The sequence below is a fragment of the Alphaproteobacteria bacterium LSUCC0719 genome (assembly GCA_040839025.1).
GTDB lineage: Bacteria > Pseudomonadota > Alphaproteobacteria > Puniceispirillales > Puniceispirillaceae > UBA8309.
Genome location: JBFPJN010000001.1, coordinates 547,881 through 568,245 on the forward strand (window position 1 = coordinate 547,881; position 20,365 = coordinate 568,245).

The 20,365-nt window shown below is 57.7% G+C and carries 19 protein-coding genes; 17 read left to right on the top strand and 2 right to left on the bottom strand.

The window, feature by feature from the left end:
- The first annotated feature begins 21 nt into the window (after nt 1-21).
- From AB3X55_02600 to AB3X55_02615, 4 genes are all read left to right on the top strand, one after another.
- Complete coding sequence (locus tag AB3X55_02600) at nt 22-1,671, top strand: TolC family protein (protein MEX0502467.1); 1,650 nt, start codon at nt 22-24, stop codon at nt 1,669-1,671.
- Nucleotides 1,672-1,715: 44 nt separating this feature from the next.
- A complete protein-coding gene (locus AB3X55_02605; GenBank protein MEX0502468.1) occupies nt 1,716-2,294 on the top strand; it encodes a hypothetical protein in 579 nt (192 codons plus the stop codon).
- An 84-nt stretch (nt 2,295-2,378) separates the two neighbouring features.
- Nucleotides 2,379-5,039, top strand: coding sequence for a valine--tRNA ligase (locus AB3X55_02610; GenBank protein ID MEX0502469.1), 2,661 nt, complete (start codon nt 2,379-2,381; stop codon nt 5,037-5,039).
- Nucleotides 5,040-5,170: 131 nt separating this feature from the next.
- Nucleotides 5,171-7,018 carry a dihydroxy-acid dehydratase gene (locus tag AB3X55_02615; GenBank protein MEX0502470.1) on the top strand — a complete coding sequence of 616 codons (1,848 nt, stop codon included), beginning with the start codon at nt 5,171-5,173 and terminating at the stop codon, nt 7,016-7,018.
- Here AB3X55_02615 and xth read toward each other — a convergent pair.
- On the bottom strand, nt 7,015-7,785 hold the full coding sequence (gene xth, locus AB3X55_02620; GenBank protein ID MEX0502471.1) for an exodeoxyribonuclease III: 771 nt from the start codon (nt 7,783-7,785) through the stop codon (nt 7,015-7,017). The two genes, AB3X55_02615 and xth, sit on opposite strands and share 4 nt — an antisense overlap.
- A gap of 3 nt (nt 7,786-7,788) precedes the next feature.
- Entirely contained in the window at nt 7,789-8,148 is a 360-nt protein-coding gene (locus tag AB3X55_02625; protein MEX0502472.1) for a HesB/IscA family protein, read from the bottom strand.
- 169 nt (nt 8,149-8,317) lie between these two features.
- On the opposite strand from AB3X55_02625, the gene AB3X55_02630 reads away from it, so the two are divergent.
- The 13 genes from AB3X55_02630 to AB3X55_02690 all read left to right on the top strand — a co-directional run bounded on the left by AB3X55_02630 (nt 8,318) and on the right by AB3X55_02690 (nt 20,361).
- A complete protein-coding gene (locus AB3X55_02630) occupies nt 8,318-9,550 on the top strand; it encodes a deoxyguanosinetriphosphate triphosphohydrolase (protein ID MEX0502473.1) in 1,233 nt (410 codons plus the stop codon).
- Nucleotides 9,551-9,552: 2 nt separating this feature from the next.
- On the top strand, nt 9,553-11,277 hold the full coding sequence (gene argS / locus AB3X55_02635) for an arginine--tRNA ligase (protein MEX0502474.1): 1,725 nt from the start codon (nt 9,553-9,555) through the stop codon (nt 11,275-11,277).
- A 5-nt stretch (nt 11,278-11,282) separates the two neighbouring features.
- Entirely contained in the window at nt 11,283-12,254 is a 972-nt protein-coding gene (locus AB3X55_02640) for an SPOR domain-containing protein (protein MEX0502475.1), read from the top strand.
- 22 nt (nt 12,255-12,276) lie between these two features.
- The gene (locus AB3X55_02645) at nt 12,277-13,074 is read left to right on the top strand and encodes a ScpA family protein (GenBank protein MEX0502476.1); all 798 of its coding nucleotides are present in this window, start codon (nt 12,277-12,279) and stop codon (nt 13,072-13,074) included.
- Nucleotides 13,071-13,763: an SMC-Scp complex subunit ScpB gene (gene scpB / locus AB3X55_02650; GenBank protein ID MEX0502477.1), complete on the top strand. Its 693-nt coding sequence runs from the start codon at nt 13,071-13,073 to the stop codon at nt 13,761-13,763. The genes AB3X55_02645 and scpB overlap by 4 nt, the downstream gene beginning before the upstream one ends.
- The gene (locus AB3X55_02655; protein MEX0502478.1) at nt 13,756-14,802 is read left to right on the top strand and encodes an ABC transporter ATP-binding protein; all 1,047 of its coding nucleotides are present in this window, start codon (nt 13,756-13,758) and stop codon (nt 14,800-14,802) included. The genes scpB and AB3X55_02655 overlap by 8 nt, the downstream gene beginning before the upstream one ends.
- A 196-nt stretch (nt 14,803-14,998) precedes the next feature.
- Complete coding sequence (locus AB3X55_02660; protein ID MEX0502479.1) at nt 14,999-15,295, top strand: twin-arginine translocase TatA/TatE family subunit; 297 nt, start codon at nt 14,999-15,001, stop codon at nt 15,293-15,295.
- A 13-nt stretch (nt 15,296-15,308) separates the two neighbouring features.
- Nucleotides 15,309-15,752, top strand: coding sequence for a Sec-independent protein translocase protein TatB (gene tatB / locus AB3X55_02665; protein ID MEX0502480.1), 444 nt, complete (start codon nt 15,309-15,311; stop codon nt 15,750-15,752).
- Between the two features lie 45 nt (nt 15,753-15,797).
- Nucleotides 15,798-16,574 carry a twin-arginine translocase subunit TatC gene (gene tatC / locus AB3X55_02670; GenBank protein ID MEX0502481.1) on the top strand — a complete coding sequence of 259 codons (777 nt, stop codon included), beginning with the start codon at nt 15,798-15,800 and terminating at the stop codon, nt 16,572-16,574.
- A 45-nt stretch (nt 16,575-16,619) separates the two neighbouring features.
- A complete protein-coding gene (serS, locus tag AB3X55_02675; protein MEX0502482.1) occupies nt 16,620-17,897 on the top strand; it encodes a serine--tRNA ligase in 1,278 nt (425 codons plus the stop codon).
- Between the two features lie 65 nt (nt 17,898-17,962).
- A complete protein-coding gene (gene surE / locus AB3X55_02680; GenBank protein MEX0502483.1) occupies nt 17,963-18,730 on the top strand; it encodes a 5'/3'-nucleotidase SurE in 768 nt (255 codons plus the stop codon).
- 56 nt (nt 18,731-18,786) lie between these two features.
- Nucleotides 18,787-19,413, top strand: a complete 627-nt coding sequence (locus AB3X55_02685; protein MEX0502484.1) for a protein-L-isoaspartate(D-aspartate) O-methyltransferase — start codon at nt 18,787-18,789, stop codon at nt 19,411-19,413.
- Nucleotides 19,414-19,416: 3 nt separating this feature from the next.
- Nucleotides 19,417-20,361: a peptidoglycan DD-metalloendopeptidase family protein gene (locus tag AB3X55_02690; protein ID MEX0502485.1), complete on the top strand. Its 945-nt coding sequence runs from the start codon at nt 19,417-19,419 to the stop codon at nt 20,359-20,361.
- Nucleotides 20,362-20,365 lie beyond the last annotated feature (4 nt).

The window sequence follows — 20,365 nt, forward strand, 5'->3', positions numbered from 1 at the left end:
TTCACTTTGAAATGGAACAAGATGCACAGATCAGCCTCGCATAGAGCCATTATACCGGCCATTTTCCTGCTATTTTCAACGGTCTCTCCGGTATCGGCTACATCGCTCGACACGGCACTGCGTGCCGCCCTTGGCAACAGCCTGACATTGCAGTCCTCGCGGCAGGACTGGCTTGCGGCGCATGAGGATATCGGCGTTGCCGTGTCGACATCCGAATGGCGCACAAATGGCACGGTTACCGGGACACAAACCAAAAAGGACGCCGCGAACGCCAGCAAAACGGGTTTTCTCGACTCACAGAGCGCCAGCGCCACGCTGAGCTTGTCACGCAATCTCTATGATGGCGGACAGACCAGGGAAAATACCGAGCTTCGGCAGATCCAGGCCGACATGGCCGAGGCCAAATACCGCGTTGCGGAGCAACAGGTCCTGATCGAGGCGATCGACACCTATCTTGAGGTTGTGAAAACCCGCAAGGAAGTTGATCTCAACAGGGCAAATGTCGGGCGGCTTGAGGAACATGTTACCGCCGCCCGCGTGCGGCTCGAGGCGGGTGCATCAACCCAGACGGCGCTGGCACAGGCCGAATCCAGATTGTCACGGGCACGGACAACGCTGATTGCGGCCCTGACCGCCATGCGCAATGCAGAGGATGCCTTTCTGACGCAAACAGGTATCGAAGCTGGCGAGGTGAGTGGTGACATTGATCCCGGAGTCCTTCTGCCGACCCTTCTCGAGGCGGATGAATCCGCACGCCAGAACAACCCGTCGGTTACTGTCGCGAGGCTCTCGGTTGATATTGCGAAACAGCAATTCAACGCCCTGCTTGCCAGCGTCAGGCCAAGCGTTGCCTTTTCCCTGAAGGCCACCGAATCGATGGCGGAAGGAAAGGCCAGCGACAAGACCGAATTCGCCGCGCAGCTTCAGCTGTCAACGCCCTTGATGCCAACCCTGTCGATCCGCGCCAAATCACGGGGACTGGCAGCAAGTCTCGAGGCTGCCAGACTGCGGCGTGACGATACTTTCCGTCAGGTCAGCCTTGATGTTCGAAATGCCTTCCGCAATCTGGAAACCGCCAGAGCGCAGCTTGCAGCCGTGCAGTCGGAGCTGAAGGCGCTGCGACTTGTTGCCGAAGGGATCAACAATGAATTCCAGTTCGGTCAGAAAACGACGCTCGATCTTCTTGATGCAGAACAGGACGTCAATGATGCAGAGATGCGGCGGGTGAATGCCGACCATGCAGTGCTGATGGCGAGTTTCCGTCTTCGCGCTGCCAGTGGCACCCTGTCGGCGCGCAGCTTTGGCTTGGATGATGTCTATGGCCCCCTTGATGGGATGGAACCCATTGAACCCCGGTTCAAGAGGTGGGTTCCGCTTGAGATCGAATGGCCGGAAGGGACAGCCAACGACGTATCAAGTGGCCAGTCTGTGCCGGTCGATGTCAGTCCGGGTCTCGCGCAGATACCTGCCGCTGCGACTGCAACGCCGTCAGCCCCTGACTCGGCTCAGGTTGCCTTGGCCCCGGCTGCCCCGGTCGCCGTGGCGCCTGTGGCTGCGCCCATATTGACGCCGGCACCGGTGATTGAGACCGTCGCGGTAACGGCACCCGCATCATCGCAGCTCGTGGAAGTTGACGGCATCATTTGGGATATCAGGACGACAAGACCCTGACATGCGGTTTTGCATGACAAGGCCAGAGGAAGGCACCTGATCATATGAATGACGACAGGGAACCGGATCACCCTGAAGAGGCAATGAAAGCCATCCGTGCCCTTGTCGAGGCAAATCGCGAGAGTCTGGCCGGTCTGGAGACGGGGCTTGAAGTCGGCATTCTCGATCTTGAAGATGTTGTGTGGCGGAGCCCGTCGCGGCTGGCCATTGACCCGACAGACACCATTTCCCGACTTGCCGAGGAAGCAGACAAGGTGGCGCTGGGTGCCGAAACGCAACCGCCACGGGCCGCCATCCTGCGCGCGCCGCCCGATCTGGTGTCAGGCCCCGGTCCAACCCGGGCCGAAGCGCGGGCCGACACCGACCGCACCCCACCATCCTTTTCCCTTGATAAGGCCGAGTCGGCAATCCATGCCTTGCTTGCCGAGTCGCTCCGGCAGCAGGGCAAGATAGATGCCGAAGGGCGAATTACCATTCCCGAAGACGAGTTGAAATCGATGGTTCGGGCGCAGATTGACGCTTGGCTTGCGACGCATTCGCAGTCAGAGATACGAGATGCGTTGCGCGAGCGCGCTGATTTGCGTAAAACCACCGCTCAGAAAGGCCCGCAGGATCAGGATTGATCATGCCTCACGCATATGGTCCGTCCCGGATCATCCGGCGGGTTGTTTATAGATTGCCGCGCCCCATTAGTTTCAGAACCGATCATGTCAGATAACGAACTCGCCAAGACTTACGATCCAACGGCCATTGAAGAAGGCTGGTATGATCGCTGGGAAACCAGCGGTGCCTTTGCCTGTGACCCGTCTTCAAAGGCCACGCCCTATACCATCATGATGCCTCCGCCAAATGTCACGGGCAGCCTTCATATGGGGCATGCCTTGACCTTCACGCTGCAGGATCTGCTGATCAGGTTCAACCGCATGAAGGGGCGCGACACCTTGTGGCAACCCGGTCAGGATCATGCCGGCATCGCAACCCAGATGGTTGTCGAACGTCAACTCGCCGAAAAGAATATTGATCGCCGTGATATGGGGCGTGATGCGTTTCTCAAGCGGATGTGGGAATGGAAAGCCGAATCCGGCGGCACGATTCAGCGCCAGATGCGGCGTCTTGGTGCTTCTCCGGACTGGGAGCGAAACCGCTTCACCCTTGATGAAGGCCTGTCACGTGCTGTGGTGAAGATTTTTGTTCAGATGCACCGGGACGGGCTGATCTATCGTGACAAGCGGCTGGTGAACTGGGATCCAAAGCTGCTGACCGCCATTTCCGATCTCGAGGTCGAGCAGCGTGAGCAGGAAAGCTCGATGTGGCACCTGAAATATCGGATTGAGGGTACCGAGGACGAATTCATCTCCATCGCCACGACAAGGCCGGAAACGATGCTTGGTGATGGTGCTGTTGCGGTTCACCCCGATGATGACCGCTACCGGCATCTTGTCGGCCGGATGGCTATCCTGCCGCTGTCGAACCGGCCCATTCCGATCATTGCCGATGAATATCCCGATCCGGAAAAGGGTTCGGGCGCGGTCAAGATCACGCCGGCGCATGATTTCAACGATTTCGAGGTTGGCAGACGTCATAATCTGCCGCTGATCAATCTGATGACAGCGCATGCACAGATGGAAGCCATCCCCGAGATACCGGAAAAATATCAGGGCCTCGACCGTTATGAGGCACGCCGCCAGATCCTTGCCGATATGGAGGCGGAGGGTCTTCTTGAGCGTGAGGAGAAGGTTCTGAACTCTGTCCCGCACGGTGACCGTTCAGGTGTTGTTATCGAGCCATGGTTGATGGACCAGTGGTATGTCAACGCCGCCGAGCTTGCCAAACCTGCGATCAAGGCGGTGGAAGAGGGGCGGACAAGGTTTGTTCCCGAACGCTGGTCCAAAACCTATTTCGAATGGATGCGGAACATCCAGCCCTGGTGTATTTCACGCCAACTCTGGTGGGGGCACCGCATCCCGGCATGGTATGGTCCTGATGATCACATCTTTGTCGAAGAGAATGACGAGGCAGCGCAGGTTGCCGCGCGAGCGCATTACGGCCGTGACGTAGAACTTCGCCGTGACGAAGATGTGCTGGACACCTGGTTTTCCAGTGGCCTGTGGCCTTTTTCCACGCTTGGCTGGCCTGACGACACCGACAGGGTCAGGCATGACCTTGCCCGCTATTATCCGGGGGATGTTCTTGTCACGGGATTTGACATCATCTTTTTCTGGGTCGCCAGAATGATGATGATGAGCATGTATGCCATGCAGGGCGAAGTGCCGTTCCGTGATGTGTATATCCATGCCCTGGTCCGCGACGAGAAGGGCCAGAAAATGTCCAAGTCGAAGGGCAATGTCATGGATCCGTTGGATCTGATCGACCAGTATGGCGCCGACCCGCTGCGCTTTACGCTCGCGGCGATGGCGGCACAGGGCCGCGACATCAAGATGTCGACAACACGCCTTGAGAGCTATCGCAATTTTGCAACCAAGATCTGGAATGCCTGCCGCTTCCTGCAGATGAACGGTTGCACCAGCGGCGGTAGCGATTTTGATCTCGCAACGGTTGATGAGCCGGTGAACAGGTGGATCGTTGCCGAATATAATCAGGCGATCACACGTGTGACGACGGCCATCGAAAGCTATCGGTTCAATGAAGCCGCCGACGCGCTCTACAGCTTTGTCTGGCATTCCTATTGCGACTGGTATGTTGAGCTGATCAAACCACAGCTTGGCGAGGAGGCGCGTGAGACACGTGCCACAGCTGCCGCCATTCTGCGCGGATCGTTGCAGCTGCTACACCCGTTCATGCCCTACCTGACCGAGGAGTTGAATGAAAAGATCTTTGCCAGCCGCGAAATGATGATCACTCAGGCATGGCCTGGTGTGATTGATCTGGCGGAGACCGACGCGCCTGATGAAATCAGACACCTGATTAGTCTTATCAGTGAAATCAGGTATATACGGTCTGAAATGAATGTGCCGCTTTCAGCAAAGCCAGTGCTGCAGCTCCGCGGGGCTTCAGAACTTCAGGCACGGTCTGTCGAAACCAACCATGCCGCGCTGTTACGCCTGGCTCGGCTTGGCAGCGTGGAAACGGTCGAAACCTTTGGCAAGGGAACGGCACGCGGAACGGTGAATGGCGCTGATATCGGCTTGCCGCTTGCCGACATTCTGGATCTTGATGCCGAACGTGCGCGTCTGGAAAAAGCGATTGCCGGGGTGGATGGCGAGATCACAAAGATTTCACGCAAGCTGGACAATCCCGGCTTTATGGCCAAGGCGCCGGAGGATGTTGTGGCAGAAAACAGGCGTCGACTTGACGAGGAAGTAACCCGCCGTGGAGCGCTTGAAGCTGCATTGGCACGGCTTGCGTGATTCTGTCTTCGGGGATCGTCCTTTTGGGATCGCCACGGGATGACATTGCGGGATAGGGATAAACTGCCTAAGTTTACATTCCGTCTGACATAAATGGATGAACAGGAAAGCTGGAAACAGCCAGGGCTGACATGAAAAATTCAAAGACCGTTCTGATCGATACCAATCCAGGCCGCAACTGCCAGACATTCGGTGTGGCTCGTGAACTTGGCACCTCTGTGGACCTCATTCACGAGCCGTCTGTCGGCGTTGTCGGCAACAAGGGTGACTCCCAGTGCTATCTTGGGGTCAGTGCGAAGGTGAACAGCATTCACCAGGCGCTTCTGGCCCGGATCGGTGAAGATGAAGGCAAGATGTCGATGCGTCTTGTGCAGCCGGAATTCACCATTGCCACCTCGGACGGCATTCGCAACGGCACAAAGGAAATGCGCTATTCCCTGATCGGGCGTGAGGTGACAAACGACTCGCTGTGCGAACATCTCAGCGCCTCCGGGCTTGAAGGTGTGATTGCGGTTGTCGCCTGTGACAAGCCGCCTGTCGGAACGCTCGCCGCTGTTCTTGAGCATAACAGGCCGGCCATCATCATGTCGGACGGTTCAATCCGTCCCGGCACCGATTCCGCGACTGGCGAGCCGATCGACATCATCACCAGCTACCAGCTTGCCGGCAGCCCGGACGAGGATCTGAAACGGCGGATTGCGCTTGAATCCTGCCCCGGGTTTGGCAGCTGTGGTGGCATGTTCACCTACAACACAATGCAAACATTCATCGGCGTTGTCGGCATGCAGCCGCTGCATATGGTATCGCCCGCCTCGCAGGATGAGCGCCGCCTGACCGAGTTTCCAAACCAGCTTATCGATTGTCTGGAAAACATGATCGCAAAGGATATCAAACCACGCGACATCGTGACCAGCCAGTCAATCCGCAACGCCATCATTGTGGCGATGGCGGTTGGTGGATCGACAAATGTGATGCTCCATGCGCCGGAAATCGCCCGTGCCGCTGGCTACAGGAATTTCTCGCAGGATGTGATGAGTGCCGAGGAATTCAATCATCTGTCGAAGAATGTCGTTCCGGTGATTGTCGATGCCCGTCCGTTTGGCAGGTTCTCGATGGTTGATATCGATGCCAAGGGTGGGGTTCAGGTCTTTGTCAAGGATCTGCTTGATGCCGGATTGCTGAACGGTGATGTGCTGACCTGTACCGGTGAAACACTGGCCGAACAGATTGCCAGACTTGATCCACCGGCGCCCGATGGCGATGTGATCCATTCCGTGGCAACCCCTTACAAGCCAACCGGCGGACTGCGCGTGCTTGGCGGCAACCTGTCACCGGAATTCAGCGCCGTGCTGAAGCTTGCCGGTGTTGAAGGTGGGCTGGAGAACAATATCTTCGCCGGTACGGCCCGGATTTTCGACGGTGAGCAGAAATTGCTCGAGATGCTCGATACCAGTCCCGATCATTTTCAGGATGGTGACATGATCGTGGTTCGCTATGAAGGCCCTGTCGGTGGACCCGGCATGCCTGAAATGCTGGATTCCACATCGCGGATTACCGCGCTGTGCCGGGAACGCGGCATTGTTGTCGGCCTGATGACAGATGGTCGTTTTTCAGGTGGGTCGGTCGGTCTGGTGATCGGTCATGTTGGCCAGGAAGCTGCAGTTGGCGGGCCAATCGGTCTGCTTGAGGATGGCGACCAGGTTATCGTCGATCTGAACAGCAACGAGTTGAACTGCCCGCAACTGGAAGATTCGTCGGTGTTGAAAACACGCCGCGCGGCTTGGCAGGCGGCTGTTGATGCCAATGGCGGCACGCATCCATCTGTTGGCGATGCCAATACCCGGCTGTTGAACAGGATGCGCTGTTCGGCGGTATCAGCGGTTCAGGGGGCGGGCATGCATCCGGGCGGTGATCTGTTTGTCAATGATCCGCGCTCGCCGGTATCTTCCGACTTCACACCGGTCAATCGCCACCGCTAGTCGCGAAGCGCAACCCAGACAGGGGTATGGTCCGACGGTTTTTCGAGGCCGCGCGGGCCTTTGTCGACGCCTGATCCTTCCAGCCTGTCCACCGCCTCTGGCGACAGCAGCAGGTGGTCAATCCGCACGCCATTGTCCTTTTGCCAGGCTCCTGCCTGATAGTCCCAATAGCTGTAGATGACATCCTGTGGGTGGCAGGCCCGGATCGCGTCAACATACCCGTCATGGCAGATGCGGAAGAAGGCTGCGCGGCTTTCATCGCGGGTCAGCGCATCGCCTTCCCATCCCGCAGGGTCATAACAATCGATATCCTGGGGGATGACGTTGAAATCACCACCGAGAACAACCGGCATTTCGTCTTCCAGCAGCGTGGCCGCGCGATCCCTCAGGCGCGCCATCCAGGCAATCTTGTAGTCGAATTTCGGTCCGGGAACCGGGTTGCCGTTCGGCAGGTAGATGGTCGCAACACGCACGCCGTTGACCGTGGCCTCCATATAGCGTGCCTGCTCGTCCGCCTCGTCACCCGGCAGGCCGCAGACGATGTCGGTCAAGGGCGCGCGTGCGGCAATGGCAACGCCGTTATAGCTTTTCTGACCGTGGAACGCGACGTTCCAGCCAATGTCACGGTACAGCTCAACCGGGAAATTCTGATCCTGGGTCTTGGTTTCCTGGATCAGCAGCACATCGCACGCGCCTGATGACAGATAGGACAGGATATGGTCCTGCCTTGCCTTGGCCGAATTCACGTTCCAGCTGGCGATCCGCATGAATCAGACGGAAAAGGACGTGCCGCACCCGCAGGATGCTGTGGCATTCGGGTTGCTGACCGAAAAATATGACCCCATGAGATCCTGGACATAATCCAGCTCTGCATTGTCGACAAGTTCCAGTGACATCTCGTCAATGACAACCTCGACATCATGGCTGACAAAGCTCAGATCATCATCCTGCCGTGCGGTGTCGATGCTGAATTCATATTGAAAGCCGGAGCAGCCGCCGCCATTTACCGCCACTCGGAAAAAGCTGCCATCGGGTTCGCCGGACAGCATGCTCTGGATCCGTTGCGCCGCCGATGCGCTCAACCCGAAAGAGCCGGGCAGTGTCTCAGCAGTGGCTGTTGTCGTGGTCATGGGGTTCCCCGCAGTGATGTCCGGTGACGGTCATATTTCAATATGAAGTGACATGACACCCAAATCAAGACGCAGCGATGCCACGCCTTGAAACGCTTTCCGATTGAGAAAACAGCCTTCCGCGCCTACATTGACGGCTGTCCTCAGCCAATAGCCGGATCGGCCCGCCGTGTCGCAAGACAACACATCCACTGGATATGAAACCCGTGAACTCGCGCCCTATGCCAGTCACGGGCCGGCAAGTCGTGGACGGCTTCACGCTGAACCGGACGAGGGCAGGGGCGCACCCGCCGATCTGGCCGCACGGACACCGTTCCAGCGTGATCGGGACCGCATTCTGCATTCCGGTGCGTTTCGCAAGCTGAAACATAAAACGCAGGTTTTCGTCTATCACGAGGGCGATTATTTCCGCACCCGTATGACCCATTCCATCGAAGTGGCACAGATCGCCAGATCGATGGCGCGCGCGCTTCGCCTGAACGATGATCTGGCGGAGGCCGTGTCGCTGGCGCACGACCTTGGCCATACCCCCTTTGGCCATGCCGGCGAGGATGCGCTGGGCCGCGCCATGCAGACGCATGGCGGGTTCGACCATAATGAACAGACCGTGCGCGTGGTAACGGCGCTTGAGCATCGCTATGCGGGGTTCGACGGGTTGAACCTGACATGGGAAACCTTGGAGGGCGTGGTCAAGCATAATGGCCCTCTTGCCGGCCGGGACGACATCCGCCCGGCGATCCGCGATCTTGATTCGCGGTTCGATCTCGATCTGGGCAATTATCCCTCGGCAGAGGCACAGCTGGCCAATCTCGCAGATGACATCGCCTATCTGTCGCATGATTTCGATGACGCCCTGCGTGCCGGGCTGTTTGACATAGATGCCATTCGTGATTTGCCACAGGTCGACGCAATTCTGACCGACATTGATGCAAGATATGGCTCGCTGCCCTTGTCCCGCCTTACTCATGAGCTTGTCAGACGACTGATTTCTGTTTTTGTACAGGATCTTCTGGGGCAGTCTTTACAGAATATTACAGCGTTGCCAGCCGCCAGCGCCGACGATATTCGTCAGGCCGGACATCCCGTGATTGCCTTCAGTTCCCGGATGGCGGCGGATCTTGAAACCATTCGTGGCTTCCTGTTCACCAACATGTGGCGTCATTACAAGGTCAACCGTATGACCAGCAAGGCGAAACGGGTGGTGACAGATTTGTTCAATTTGTTTATGTCCGAGACCAACACACTGCCCGATGAATGGCAATCCCGCGGGGGGATCGGGATTGACGCGATGCCGGAGGATGTTCGCGCCCGAATCATCGCCGACTACATCGCGTCCATGACCGATCGCTATGCAATTCTTGAGCATGAACGTCTTTTCGAACCTGGCCCTATCCTGAGATAAGCATGAATATTTTCACCCTATTCGAGGCTGAATTCGAGACTATTGTCGGGTCGTTTCAGGCGTCCGGAAAGTTACCGGCCGGCCTGGATACGAGCCGTGTTGTCTTTGAACTGCCCCGTGATGTGTCACATGGCGATCTCGCCTGCAATGCTGCCATGGTTCTTGCCAAGCAGGCGGGGATGAAACCGCGTGACCTTGCCGGGTTGCTGACACCGGCTTTGGCCGACATCGACGGTGTCACGGATGTTGAGATCGCGGGTCCCGGGTTTCTGAACCTGCGCGTGGAACCGCGTCTCTGGGCACAGGAGATCGACGCCATCATAGCGGCAGGTGTCGATTATGGTCGCAATGACAGTGGCGGCGGCATGCCGGTCAATGTTGAATATGTGTCGGCCAATCCGACAGGTCCGCTTCACGCGGCACATGCCCGTGGCGCCGTTCTTGGCGACGCGATGGCAAGTCTGCTTGATTTCTGCGGCTGGAAGGTAACCCGTGAATATTACATCAACGATGCCGGCGCGCAGGTCGACGTGCTGGCACGGTCCGCCTATCTACGGTATTGCGAAGCGAAGGGACGCGACATCGGCGAAATTCCGAAGGGACTGTATCCCGGTGCCTATCTGATTGATGTAGGCACGGCCCTGGCAGCGGAATTTGGCGACAGCTTCCTCGATCAGGACGAACAGGAATGGCTTGAACCTGTCCGCAGTTTCACCATCGACGCCATCATGGCCGGCATTCGTGAAGACCTGCTGGCGCTTGGCATCAACATGGACCGGTTCTCGTCGGAGCGTGCGTTGGTCGACAATGGTGCCGTGCAGACGGCAATCAACAGGCTGGAGGCGGCCGACCATGTCTACCGGGGCATTCTTGAACCCCCGAAGGGCAAGGAACCGGAAGACTGGGAGCCACGTGAACAGCTGCTGTTCCGTGCTTCGGCATTTGGTGACGATACTGACAGGCCGCTTCAGAAATCCGACGGCAGCTGGACCTATTTCGCGTCGGATGTTGCCTATCACATGGACAAGCTCGACCGCACCGGTGGTCCGCTGATCAATATTTTCGGCGTTGACCACGGCGGCTATGTGAAACGCATGATGGCGGCTGTTGAAGCGCTGTCAGGTCACAAGGGTCAGCTTGACATTCAGCTGTGCCAGCTGGTCAATCTGATGGCTGACGGCAAGCCGGTGAAAATGTCGAAACGTGCCGGAAACTTCGTGACGGTTCGGGATGTCATTGATGCCGTTGGCGCTGATGTGATCCGGTTCATCATGTTGACCCGCCGCAGCGAACAGACACTGGATTTCGACTACGCACGGGTTACCGAGCAATCACGCGACAATCCCGTATTCTATGTTCAGTATGCGCATGCGCGCGCCAGTTCGGTGTTGCGGCAGACCGGGGACGTGATGCCAGACAGTGCAGCGCTCGAGCGTTTGACCGACCCTGCTGAAATGGCGGTGATCCGCCACTTGGCAGGTTGGCCGAAGCTGGTGGTGTCTGCGGCGCGCGCGCATGAACCGCATCGTGTTGCCTTCTATCTGATGGATCTGGCTGCGGCCTTCCATGCCCTGTGGACCGCCGGACGTGAGAACCCTGACCTGCGGTTCATCCGTGACGATGCGCCAGAGCTGACCGCGGCACGCCTCCGCCTTGTCAAGGCAACGGCTTTGGTGATTAGATCGGGCCTTGGTGTTCTGGCGATCGACGCACGAGAGGAAATGTAAGGCGAATGGCACGTAACCCGGCTGGAAAAAGCGGCGGTATCTGGCTGAAAACGCTGCTTTTCGGTGTGCTTGCTATCGGGGGTATCGGGGCTGCCGCGATCATTCTTCAACCAATGCTCGTGACACCGGCGTCCGATGTTGTGTTGATCAAGGCAGAACCCGGGCCGTTCAGGGAAAAACCGGTATCACCAGGTGGTGCAAAAATCCCGCATACGGACAGTACGGTAATGGGCATGCTTGGCGGCATGGTCGAAAAACAGGAGGATGTTGAAATTCTGCAACCTCCTGCCGATGTGCCGGAAATGCCGCCACTTCCCAAAGCCGCAGATGAAACAATTGTCATGGCGCCTGAACCTGCACCTGTCGTGCCGGCCGATGGTCAGGCCCCGAAAGTCCAGACACCTGATGCCAATACATCGGATGGTCCTGTCGATCTGGCAAAGATTGCCTCGGCTACCGACCAGACCGCAACCCCGTCTGAAACCGGTGACAGTGATGCCGGTGCAGCAGGCAAAACAGACGGCAAAACAGAGGGCGAAACAGGGCCGGCAGACAGGCCTGGCGACGCTGATCAAACGGAAACACAGATTGCGGGAGCCCAGGGTTCTGAAACGGACAGCGCCTCCTCAGACACGGCCTCGCTGCAATCCATGCCAAAATCCAAGCCCGCCGAATCCAAACGGCCAAAAGGCCCAGCCGTGGAAGGTGACGAGCCGCTTTATCTGGTGCAGCTTGCCGCCTTTCGGAACGCCGCCACAGCGCGCGAACAGGCAGCTATGCTTGGGGGAAAGCATCAGTCCCGTCTGAGCGGGGTTGAACTTGGTACGATGAAGGTCGATGCCGGCGAGAACGGTATCTTCTGGCGGGTGATTACCGAGCCGCTTCAGCGGGTTGACGCCGACAACCTCTGCTCGGCTCTGAAACGTGCCGGACAGGACTGCATCCTTCGCAAATTCGACAATCAGTCTTCATCATGATGACCGCGGACACTCTGCCAGCATGAATGATACCGACACCATCGACGAGCCATTTGACGAAGGGGCACCGCCACGCGAAGCGCCCGAGCAACTGTCTCTGTTCGTCAATCTTGACGGGTTTGAGGGGCCGATTGATCTGTTGCTGTCGCTGGCCCGCGAGCAGAAGGTCGATCTGTCGCGCATCGCGATTCTGCCGCTTGCCGAACAATATCTGAGTTACATCGATACGGTACGACGCCTCGATCTGGAAGTCGCGGCGGATTATCTGGTTATGGCGGCATGGCTTGCCTATCTGAAATCACGGCTTCTTCTTCCTGATCCGGAACCGGAACAGGCCGAAGAGGTTATCGACATGACCGACGCGCTGAAATATCAGCTGTTGCGGCTGGAATCGATGCAGCAGGCGGCCAAACGGCTGATATCGCTGCCACGGCTTGGCCATCAGCGGTTTGCGCGCGGTGAACCCGAAACCTTTGAAACGGTCACTGAACCTGTCTGGACGGCGAGCCTCTATGACCTTCTTGCCTGTTACGGTGCCATCCAGTCGGGTGTTGAAAACCGGACCCTGACAATTGCCGCAACGAGGCTCTTTTCGGTCGAGGAGGCAGCGCAGAGACTGCGCGCGCTGGTCGGGCAGGTTCCCGAATGGACGGTCCTTGAATCCTTTCTGCCACCCAATCTGAAAACTGACCTGGACCGTCGCTCGGCGACAGCATCTCATTTCGTGGCATCGCTGGAACTGGCGCGCGAAGGAATGGTACGCTTGCGTCAGGACAGTCGATTTGCACCTCTTTTTCTCAGGTCGAGGGATCAAGCATGACGGGCGGGATTTCGCTTAGCCAATGGGCCGCTGCCATCGAGGCGATCATCTTTGCGGCATCAAAACCGGTTCGGGGCCCTGAACTTCAGGCGCAGCTTCCAGATGGTGTTGAGCTTGAATCCGTGCTGCCACTGATCGAAGCGCGCTTTGATGCGACAAGCGGCATTGAGCTGTGCCGCGTTGGCGATGCCTTTGCCTTTCGCACCCGCCCCGAGATTGCCGAGAGGTTGAACACTCACCGTCAGGTCGAGCGCCCGCTGTCACGGGCAGCGCTGGAGGTGCTTGCCATCGTTGCCTATCATCAACCGATCACCCGTGCGGAGATTGAGGAAGTCCGTGGCATCAGCCTGTCGCGCGGCACGATCGATATCCTGCTCGAACTTGGCTGGATAAAGCCGCGGGGCCGCCGTCGCACGCCGGGGCGCCCCCTGACCTGGGGAACCAGCCCGGCATTTCTGGATCATTTCGGACTTGAATCGTTGAGTGACCTGCCGGGGCTTGACGATCTGAAGGCAGCGGGATTGCTGCGCAAGGGACAGGTGATCGGTGGGCTGATCGACGGCGTGTCAGCCGACGATGACGAGGCTGAGGATATGATTGGCGAAGATGAGCCTGATCTTCTTGAAGAAGCCATGATCGATGCCGGCATGGGTATCGACGATGACGGGGAAGACAACATCAATGCTTGAATTTCGCCATATCTCGCATGCCTATAACGGGAATGATTCGGTAAAGGATGTCAGCTTTTCCGTCGATGCCGGCGAGGTCGTGACGCTTCTTGGTCCTTCAGGCTGTGGGAAGACGACATTGCTGCGTCTTGCCGCCGGGCTGGAACGCCCGAAATCAGGTGAAATATGGCTTGATGACAAGCTTGTTTCCGATCCTGTTCAGGCGGTGCCCCCCGAAACACGGGGTGTTGGCTACATGTTTCAGGATTACGCGCTGTTCCCGCATCTGACGGTGCTTGAAAATGTTCTGTTCGGGCTTCGCAATCGCGGCAGTGAGGCGACGAGGCGCGGTCTCGATGTGCTGGCCGAGGCGAATATCGAAACGCTTGCCGATTCCTATCCGCATGAATTGTCAGGCGGGCAGCAACAACGTGTTGCACTGGCACGCGCGCTGGCGCCACGGCCATCGGTGATCCTGCTGGACGAACCCTATGCTGGTCTTGACAGCCGGTTGCGCGAACGGATCCGTGACCAGATGCTGCATGTCCTGAAGGCGGCAGGTACAGCGGCCTTGATGGTAACCCATGACGCCGAAGAAGCCATGTTCATGTCGGACAACATCATTGTCATGTGTGATGGTGAGGTGCAGCAGACCGGGCGCCCGGTCAATCTCTATTGCCAGCCGAACAGTGCCTTTGTGGCGGAGTTTTTTGGCGAAGTTAATCGACTTGAAGGTCGCGTTGTAAATGGCTGTATCAAAACGGTTCTGGGTGATTTCAAGGCCCCGGATTCGATGCGGGAAGGGGATCCGGCGAGCATAGTGATCCGGCATGAGGCGCTGAATATCGAACCGCATGGATCAGAGGCGCAGACAAACGCGTTTGTCATGGAGGCGCGTCTTCTGGGGCGCGCGTCACTGATCCACCTGTCGGTTCCGACAGGAACCAAGGAGCTGCATTTTCATGCGCGGGTTCCGGGGTTGAATTCGCTGCAGACCGGCAGTCCGGTGCGGATAACTGTTGATACCGCCCAGGCGTTTGTTTTTCCGGCCAATGAATGACACCCCAAGGCGGTGACAGGACAGGGCGAGGCTGACTGGCATCGGCCTGGGTGTCTTTGACGCAGGGGCCGTAACGATTGCTTGTTCATCTTAAACTCCCTGTCTATATTCTCGATGAATCCAGCGCGGCACGGACATCAGGCGTGCCGCTTCATAACCCAGGGGAAACAAAATGTTTGGTGGTACGTTCAGCATCATGCACTGGCTTGTCGTACTTGCGGTCGTTCTGCTGCTTTTCGGCGGGCGCGGCAAGGTGTCGTCGATTATGGGCGATTTCGGCAAGGGATTGCGCAACTTCAAAACCGGCCTGAAAGGCGAAGGCGAAGCAGCCGAGGCCGAGGAGGTTGAGGAGGTCGAAGTCATCGAAGAGACTCCGGCACCGCAAAAGAAGGCCCCTGCGAAAAAGGCCGCTGCCAAGAAAAAGGCTGCCGCCAAGAAAAAGGCACCAGCCAAAAAAGCCGCAGCGAAGAAAAAAGCCGCCAAGAAAAGCTAAACAGGGCCACGTGATGCTGGACATTGGTGGCTGGGAATTTCTGGTTGTTGCCTTCGTGCTGATCATGGTGGTCGGCCCGAAGGAGCTTCCAAAAATGTTGCGCAGCTTTACAAATCTGACAAAGCAGATGCGGCGAATGGCCCGGGAATTCACCGATGGCATGAACCAGATTGCGGCCGATGCAGAGGTGGCCGATCTCAAAGAAGCCATGAACAAGGCCAAATCCGGTGATCTCGACGAACTTGCGGAAGTCATCGACCCGTCCGGCAAGGTTGGCGAATCCGTCCGCGAGATGAAGGACAGTGTCAGTGGCACTGGCGCATCCGACGATTTGAAGGAAATCGGCACGCTTGCCTCCGAGGCGGGTGATCGCATTGCGGCGGACGCCAACAGTGACGCTGCGCCTGAAGACAACAATAGTGAAAACGACAAGTCCAAACGGACGGACAAGAGCTGACGAGCTATGGCCGAAGAACAGCAAAACGAGGGTGGTGGCGCACAAATGTCGCTGATCGAACACCTGACTGAGCTTCGCAATCGGCTCGGGGTGGCGTTGCTTGCCTTTGTTGTGTTGTTTCTGATTATCGTCGCACCGATGCCGGGCGGCGGGATGAACAACAGTCTGGCCAGCCACGTTTTCATCTTCCTGCAGGCGCCACTTGCTGAAATTCTTGAGGAAAAGGGCGGCGGTAGAATGATCTTTACCGCGCTTCATGAAGGGTTTTTCACCCAGATCAAGGTCGGGTTCTTTGCGTCAATTTGTGTGACATTCCCGATCCTGAGTATCCAGATCTGGAAATTCATCGCGCCGGCTCTCTACAAAAACGAGAAAAGTGCCTTTCTGCCATTTCTGATCGCCACACCTGTTCTGTTCACCCTTGGCGCAGCCATGGTCTATTACATTGTCACGCCAATGGCCTGGAACTTCTTTGTCGGTTTTGAAATGGCCGGGTCCGACGGTGCGCTGGCGATCGAGATCGAACCGCGCATTTCCGAATATCTGTCATTGATCATGCGGTTGATCTTTGCGTTTGGTCTGGCGTTTGAACTTCCCGTTGTCCTGTTGCTGCTGGTGCGAGCAGGGCTTGTATCTCCCGAAGGGCTGGCGGAAAAACGCAAGGTTGCGATCGTGATCGCGTTCGTCGCCGCCGCGATCCTGACACCGCCCGATGTGGTGTCTCAGCTGATGCTGGCACTTCCCATTATCGCCCTTTACGAGATTTCCATTTTTGGCGCGAAGGTGATTGCGCCCAAGGCAACCGACGAGGCGGCAGACTAAGCCGGGGTATCTCTACCGCCTTGATCATCTGAAACGAGCCATCCGATGCATGACATCCGCTTTATCCGTGACCATCCTGAAGATTTCGATGCGGCACTGGCGCGCCGCGGCATTGACCCGCTGGCCAGCGCGATTCTGGAGATAGATTCGCGCCGCCGCGCTCTGCAGGGTGAAATTCAGGAATTGCAGTCACGACGCAATCAGGCTTCGAAGGAAATAGGCATGCGCAAGGGCAAGGGCGAAGATGCCGATGACCTGATCGCCGAGGTTAACGACATCAAAGCCAGCATGCCGGGTCTGGAAGGTGAAGAGGCAGGCCTTGCCGCCGCCCTTGAAGAACATCTTCTGGGACTTCCCAATATCCTCGACATGGATGTACCGGCTGGAAGCGATGAAACGGACAACAAGATGGTCCGTGAATGGGGTGAAATACCGTCATATGACTTTACCCCGCGTGACCATGTTGCCATTGGCGAGTCGCTTGGGCAGATGGATTTTGCCGCCGCCGCAAAGCTTGCCGGCGCACGGTTTGTCGTTCTTCGTGGCCAGCTTGCGAGGCTGGAGCGGGCGCTGGCAGCCTTCATGCTGGATATCCACACCTCCGAGTTCGGATATCAGGAAACCCTGCCACCTGTGCTGGTCAACAGCACGGCGATGACTGGCACCGGCCAGCTTCCGAAATTTGGCGAGGATCTGTTCCGCGCCGATGACAAATGGCTGATCCCGACAGCCGAGGTGCCGCTGACCAATATGGTTGCCGATGAAATCTGGCCGGAAGACAGCCTGCCGATGCGCTTTACCGCGCACACTCCCTGTTTCCGGTCCGAGGCGGGCGCGGCGGGGCGTGACACGCGCGGCATGATCCGCCAGCATCAGTTTTCAAAGGTAGAACTTGTCAGCGTTACCCATCCCGACCAGTCGGCGGCAGAGCATGAGCGTATGACAGGCTGCGCCGAGACAATCCTGCAGCGGCTTGGTCTTGCCTACAGGGTGATGATGCTGTGTACCGGAGATACGGGATTCGGTGCCCGGAAAACCTATGACCTCGAAGTGTGGTTGCCCGGTCAGGACGAAGGACGCGGCCAGTATCGCGAGATTTCCTCGTGTTCGAACTGCGGACCGTTTCAGGCACGCCGGATGAAAGCCCGCTTCCGCGACAAGGAGGGATCAACGCAGTATGTCCACACCCTGAACGGGTCCGGACTGGCTGTGGGTCGTACGATGATCGCGGTGCTTGAAACAGGCCAGCAGGAAGATGGATCCGTGCGTCTTCCTGAAGCCCTGCATGACTATATGGGATGCGACGTTATCACGCCGATGTGATGCCCGGTTCCGGTGTCGAAAGGCGGAGTTTGTTTGTTTTTTTTAGGGTATTGCCGAGGTAGCCAATGTCTCCATTTTCTTCGATGTCGCCCGGGCGGATTCTTATCAGCAACGATGATGGGGTCGACGCCATTGGCATCAGAATTCTGCATGATATTGCCCTGCGGCTGAGCGATGATGTGTGGGTGATTGCGCCTGACAGCAACAGGTCCGGCATGTCGCGCGCCATTACCTTGCGTCGTGACGTGGTGATCACCCCGCTTGGAGACAAAAGGTTTTCCTGTTCGGGCACGCCAAGCGACTGCGTGATCATGGGGACGTCACGGGTCATGGACGGCAAGCCGGATCTGGTTCTGTCCGGTATCAATGCCGGCATGAACGCGGCTGATGATGTGCTGTATTCCGGGACCATTGCCGCCGCCATGGAAGGGGCGCTGATGGGGGTACCGGGGATTGCGCTGTCGCAGCGCAATGGTGGCATCGAGGAATCCGAATATGACGCTGCCATCATCCATGGAGAAACCGTGATCCGCACAATACTCGAGGCTGGAATACCCGACCGGACCGTGATGAATGTCAATTTTCCACCGGTTCGCGGAGCAGACATTCTTGGCATCAGGCCGGCAACGCTAGATCGCCACAAATTCGGGGATCATGTGATTGATGGTGAGAGTCCGAATTCCTATCGTCTTGGCCCGTTGATGAGCCGAGAGCAGACAATTCCCGGAAGTGACCGTGCGGTGATGGACGAGGGGTGGATATCGCTGACGGCTTTGGGTATGGATATCACCGCAGGCGACATTCAGGCCGGGCTGACAGCTGTTGATTTCTGACCCCGCCGTCAAGGGTGTGGATGGATCCTGCCAGAAGTTCGCGGTCGGGCAGGGGCATGACTGACTTTCAACAGGAAAAAGCACAGCTGACCATGACCCTTCGGGGGATGGGTGTCGTCGAGGCAGATGTCCTGTCTGCGATCGAGCAGGTGCCACGCGAAATGTTCGTTCCGGTGACGTTTCGTGATCACGCCTATGAAAATGCGTCGCTCCCCATTGCGATGGAGCAGACAATCAGCCAGCCCTATATCGTCGCGCGGATGACGGCAGCGCTGCAGCTGACAGGTCGGGAGCGGGTTCTGGAAATCGGCACCGGCAGCGGATATCAGGCGGCCATCCTGTCTTTTCTGTGCCGCCGGGTCTATTCCATCGAACGGTTGCGTCCCCTTCTTGTCGAGGCAGAGACGCAGTTTCGAAAGCTGCGAATCACCAATATCACGACCAAAGTTGGTGACGGTGCGCGCGGCTGGCCCGAAGGCGCGCCCTTTGACAGGATCATTCTGACATGCGCGCCGGTATCAATTCCTGTTGCGCTGTTGAATCAATTGAAAACTGGCGGCATCATGGTGGCACCGGAAGGCCGGGACCGGTCGCAGAAACTGGTCACGGTGCGTCGGACAGAAACCGGATTTGAAAAACAGGAACTTCTTGCTGTGAAATTCGTTCCGTTGGTAGAGGACTAGACAATGGTACCACGACAGCAAAGCTTGCGATCTCTGGCAACAGTGGCGCTGGTGGCAGGGCTGTTGCCGATGGCTGGCTGTAAGGCACCCAACCTCTCGCTCACCAGGGATACACCGGCTCCTGTACTCAACGCACCGCTTCGCCAGCCTCGGGAAGCCATTCCGCCGAACGGCAAGGTTACGGTGCGCGATGGTGACAATATCTATGCTGTCGCCGCACGCTACGGGGTGCCGCCGACCTCGATCATACGGGACAATCAGATTGGCCCTCCCTATGCGGTGGTGGTCGGGCAGGTGCTGACACTGACCCCGCCTCGGGTGCATGTGGTGGGGCCAGAAGATTCCATCTATTCACTGTCGCAGCGTTATGCTGTCAGCCAGTATCAGCTGGCGGAGGCCAATGGTATCGAGGCGCCGTTCACATTGCAGGTTGGCCAACGTCTGATCCTTCCCGACAGGCTGGATTTTTCGGTTCTTGATGTGTCGCCTGACGCCACGACCGTTGCGGCTGCCACCATTTCGCCGACGCCATCTACCCCGGCAGTCAGGAAACGCTTTGTCGCCCCATCGGGAACCGGTCCCTTCCGCTGGCCGATCGAAGGTGAAATCGTCGCGGAATTTGGCCCGGCGGCGCGGGGTGTTCACAATGATGGGGTCAATATCGCGGCAGCGGCGGGAACCGAGGTTCGCGCGGCGGCGCGCGGTACCGTTGCCTTTGTCGGACGGGAAATCAAATCCTTCGGGACATTGATCCTGGTCAAGCATGATGGTGGCATCATCACCGCCTATGCGCATCTTGGCGAGGTGCTGGTCAAGGAAGGCGATGTCATTGATGCCGGACAGAAAATCGCCACCGTCGGCCAGACAGGCAAGGTCGACACGCCGCAGCTGCATTTCGAAATACGCCGTTCGCGCAAACCGATCGATCCGCGGTCATTGATCGCCTGAAGGG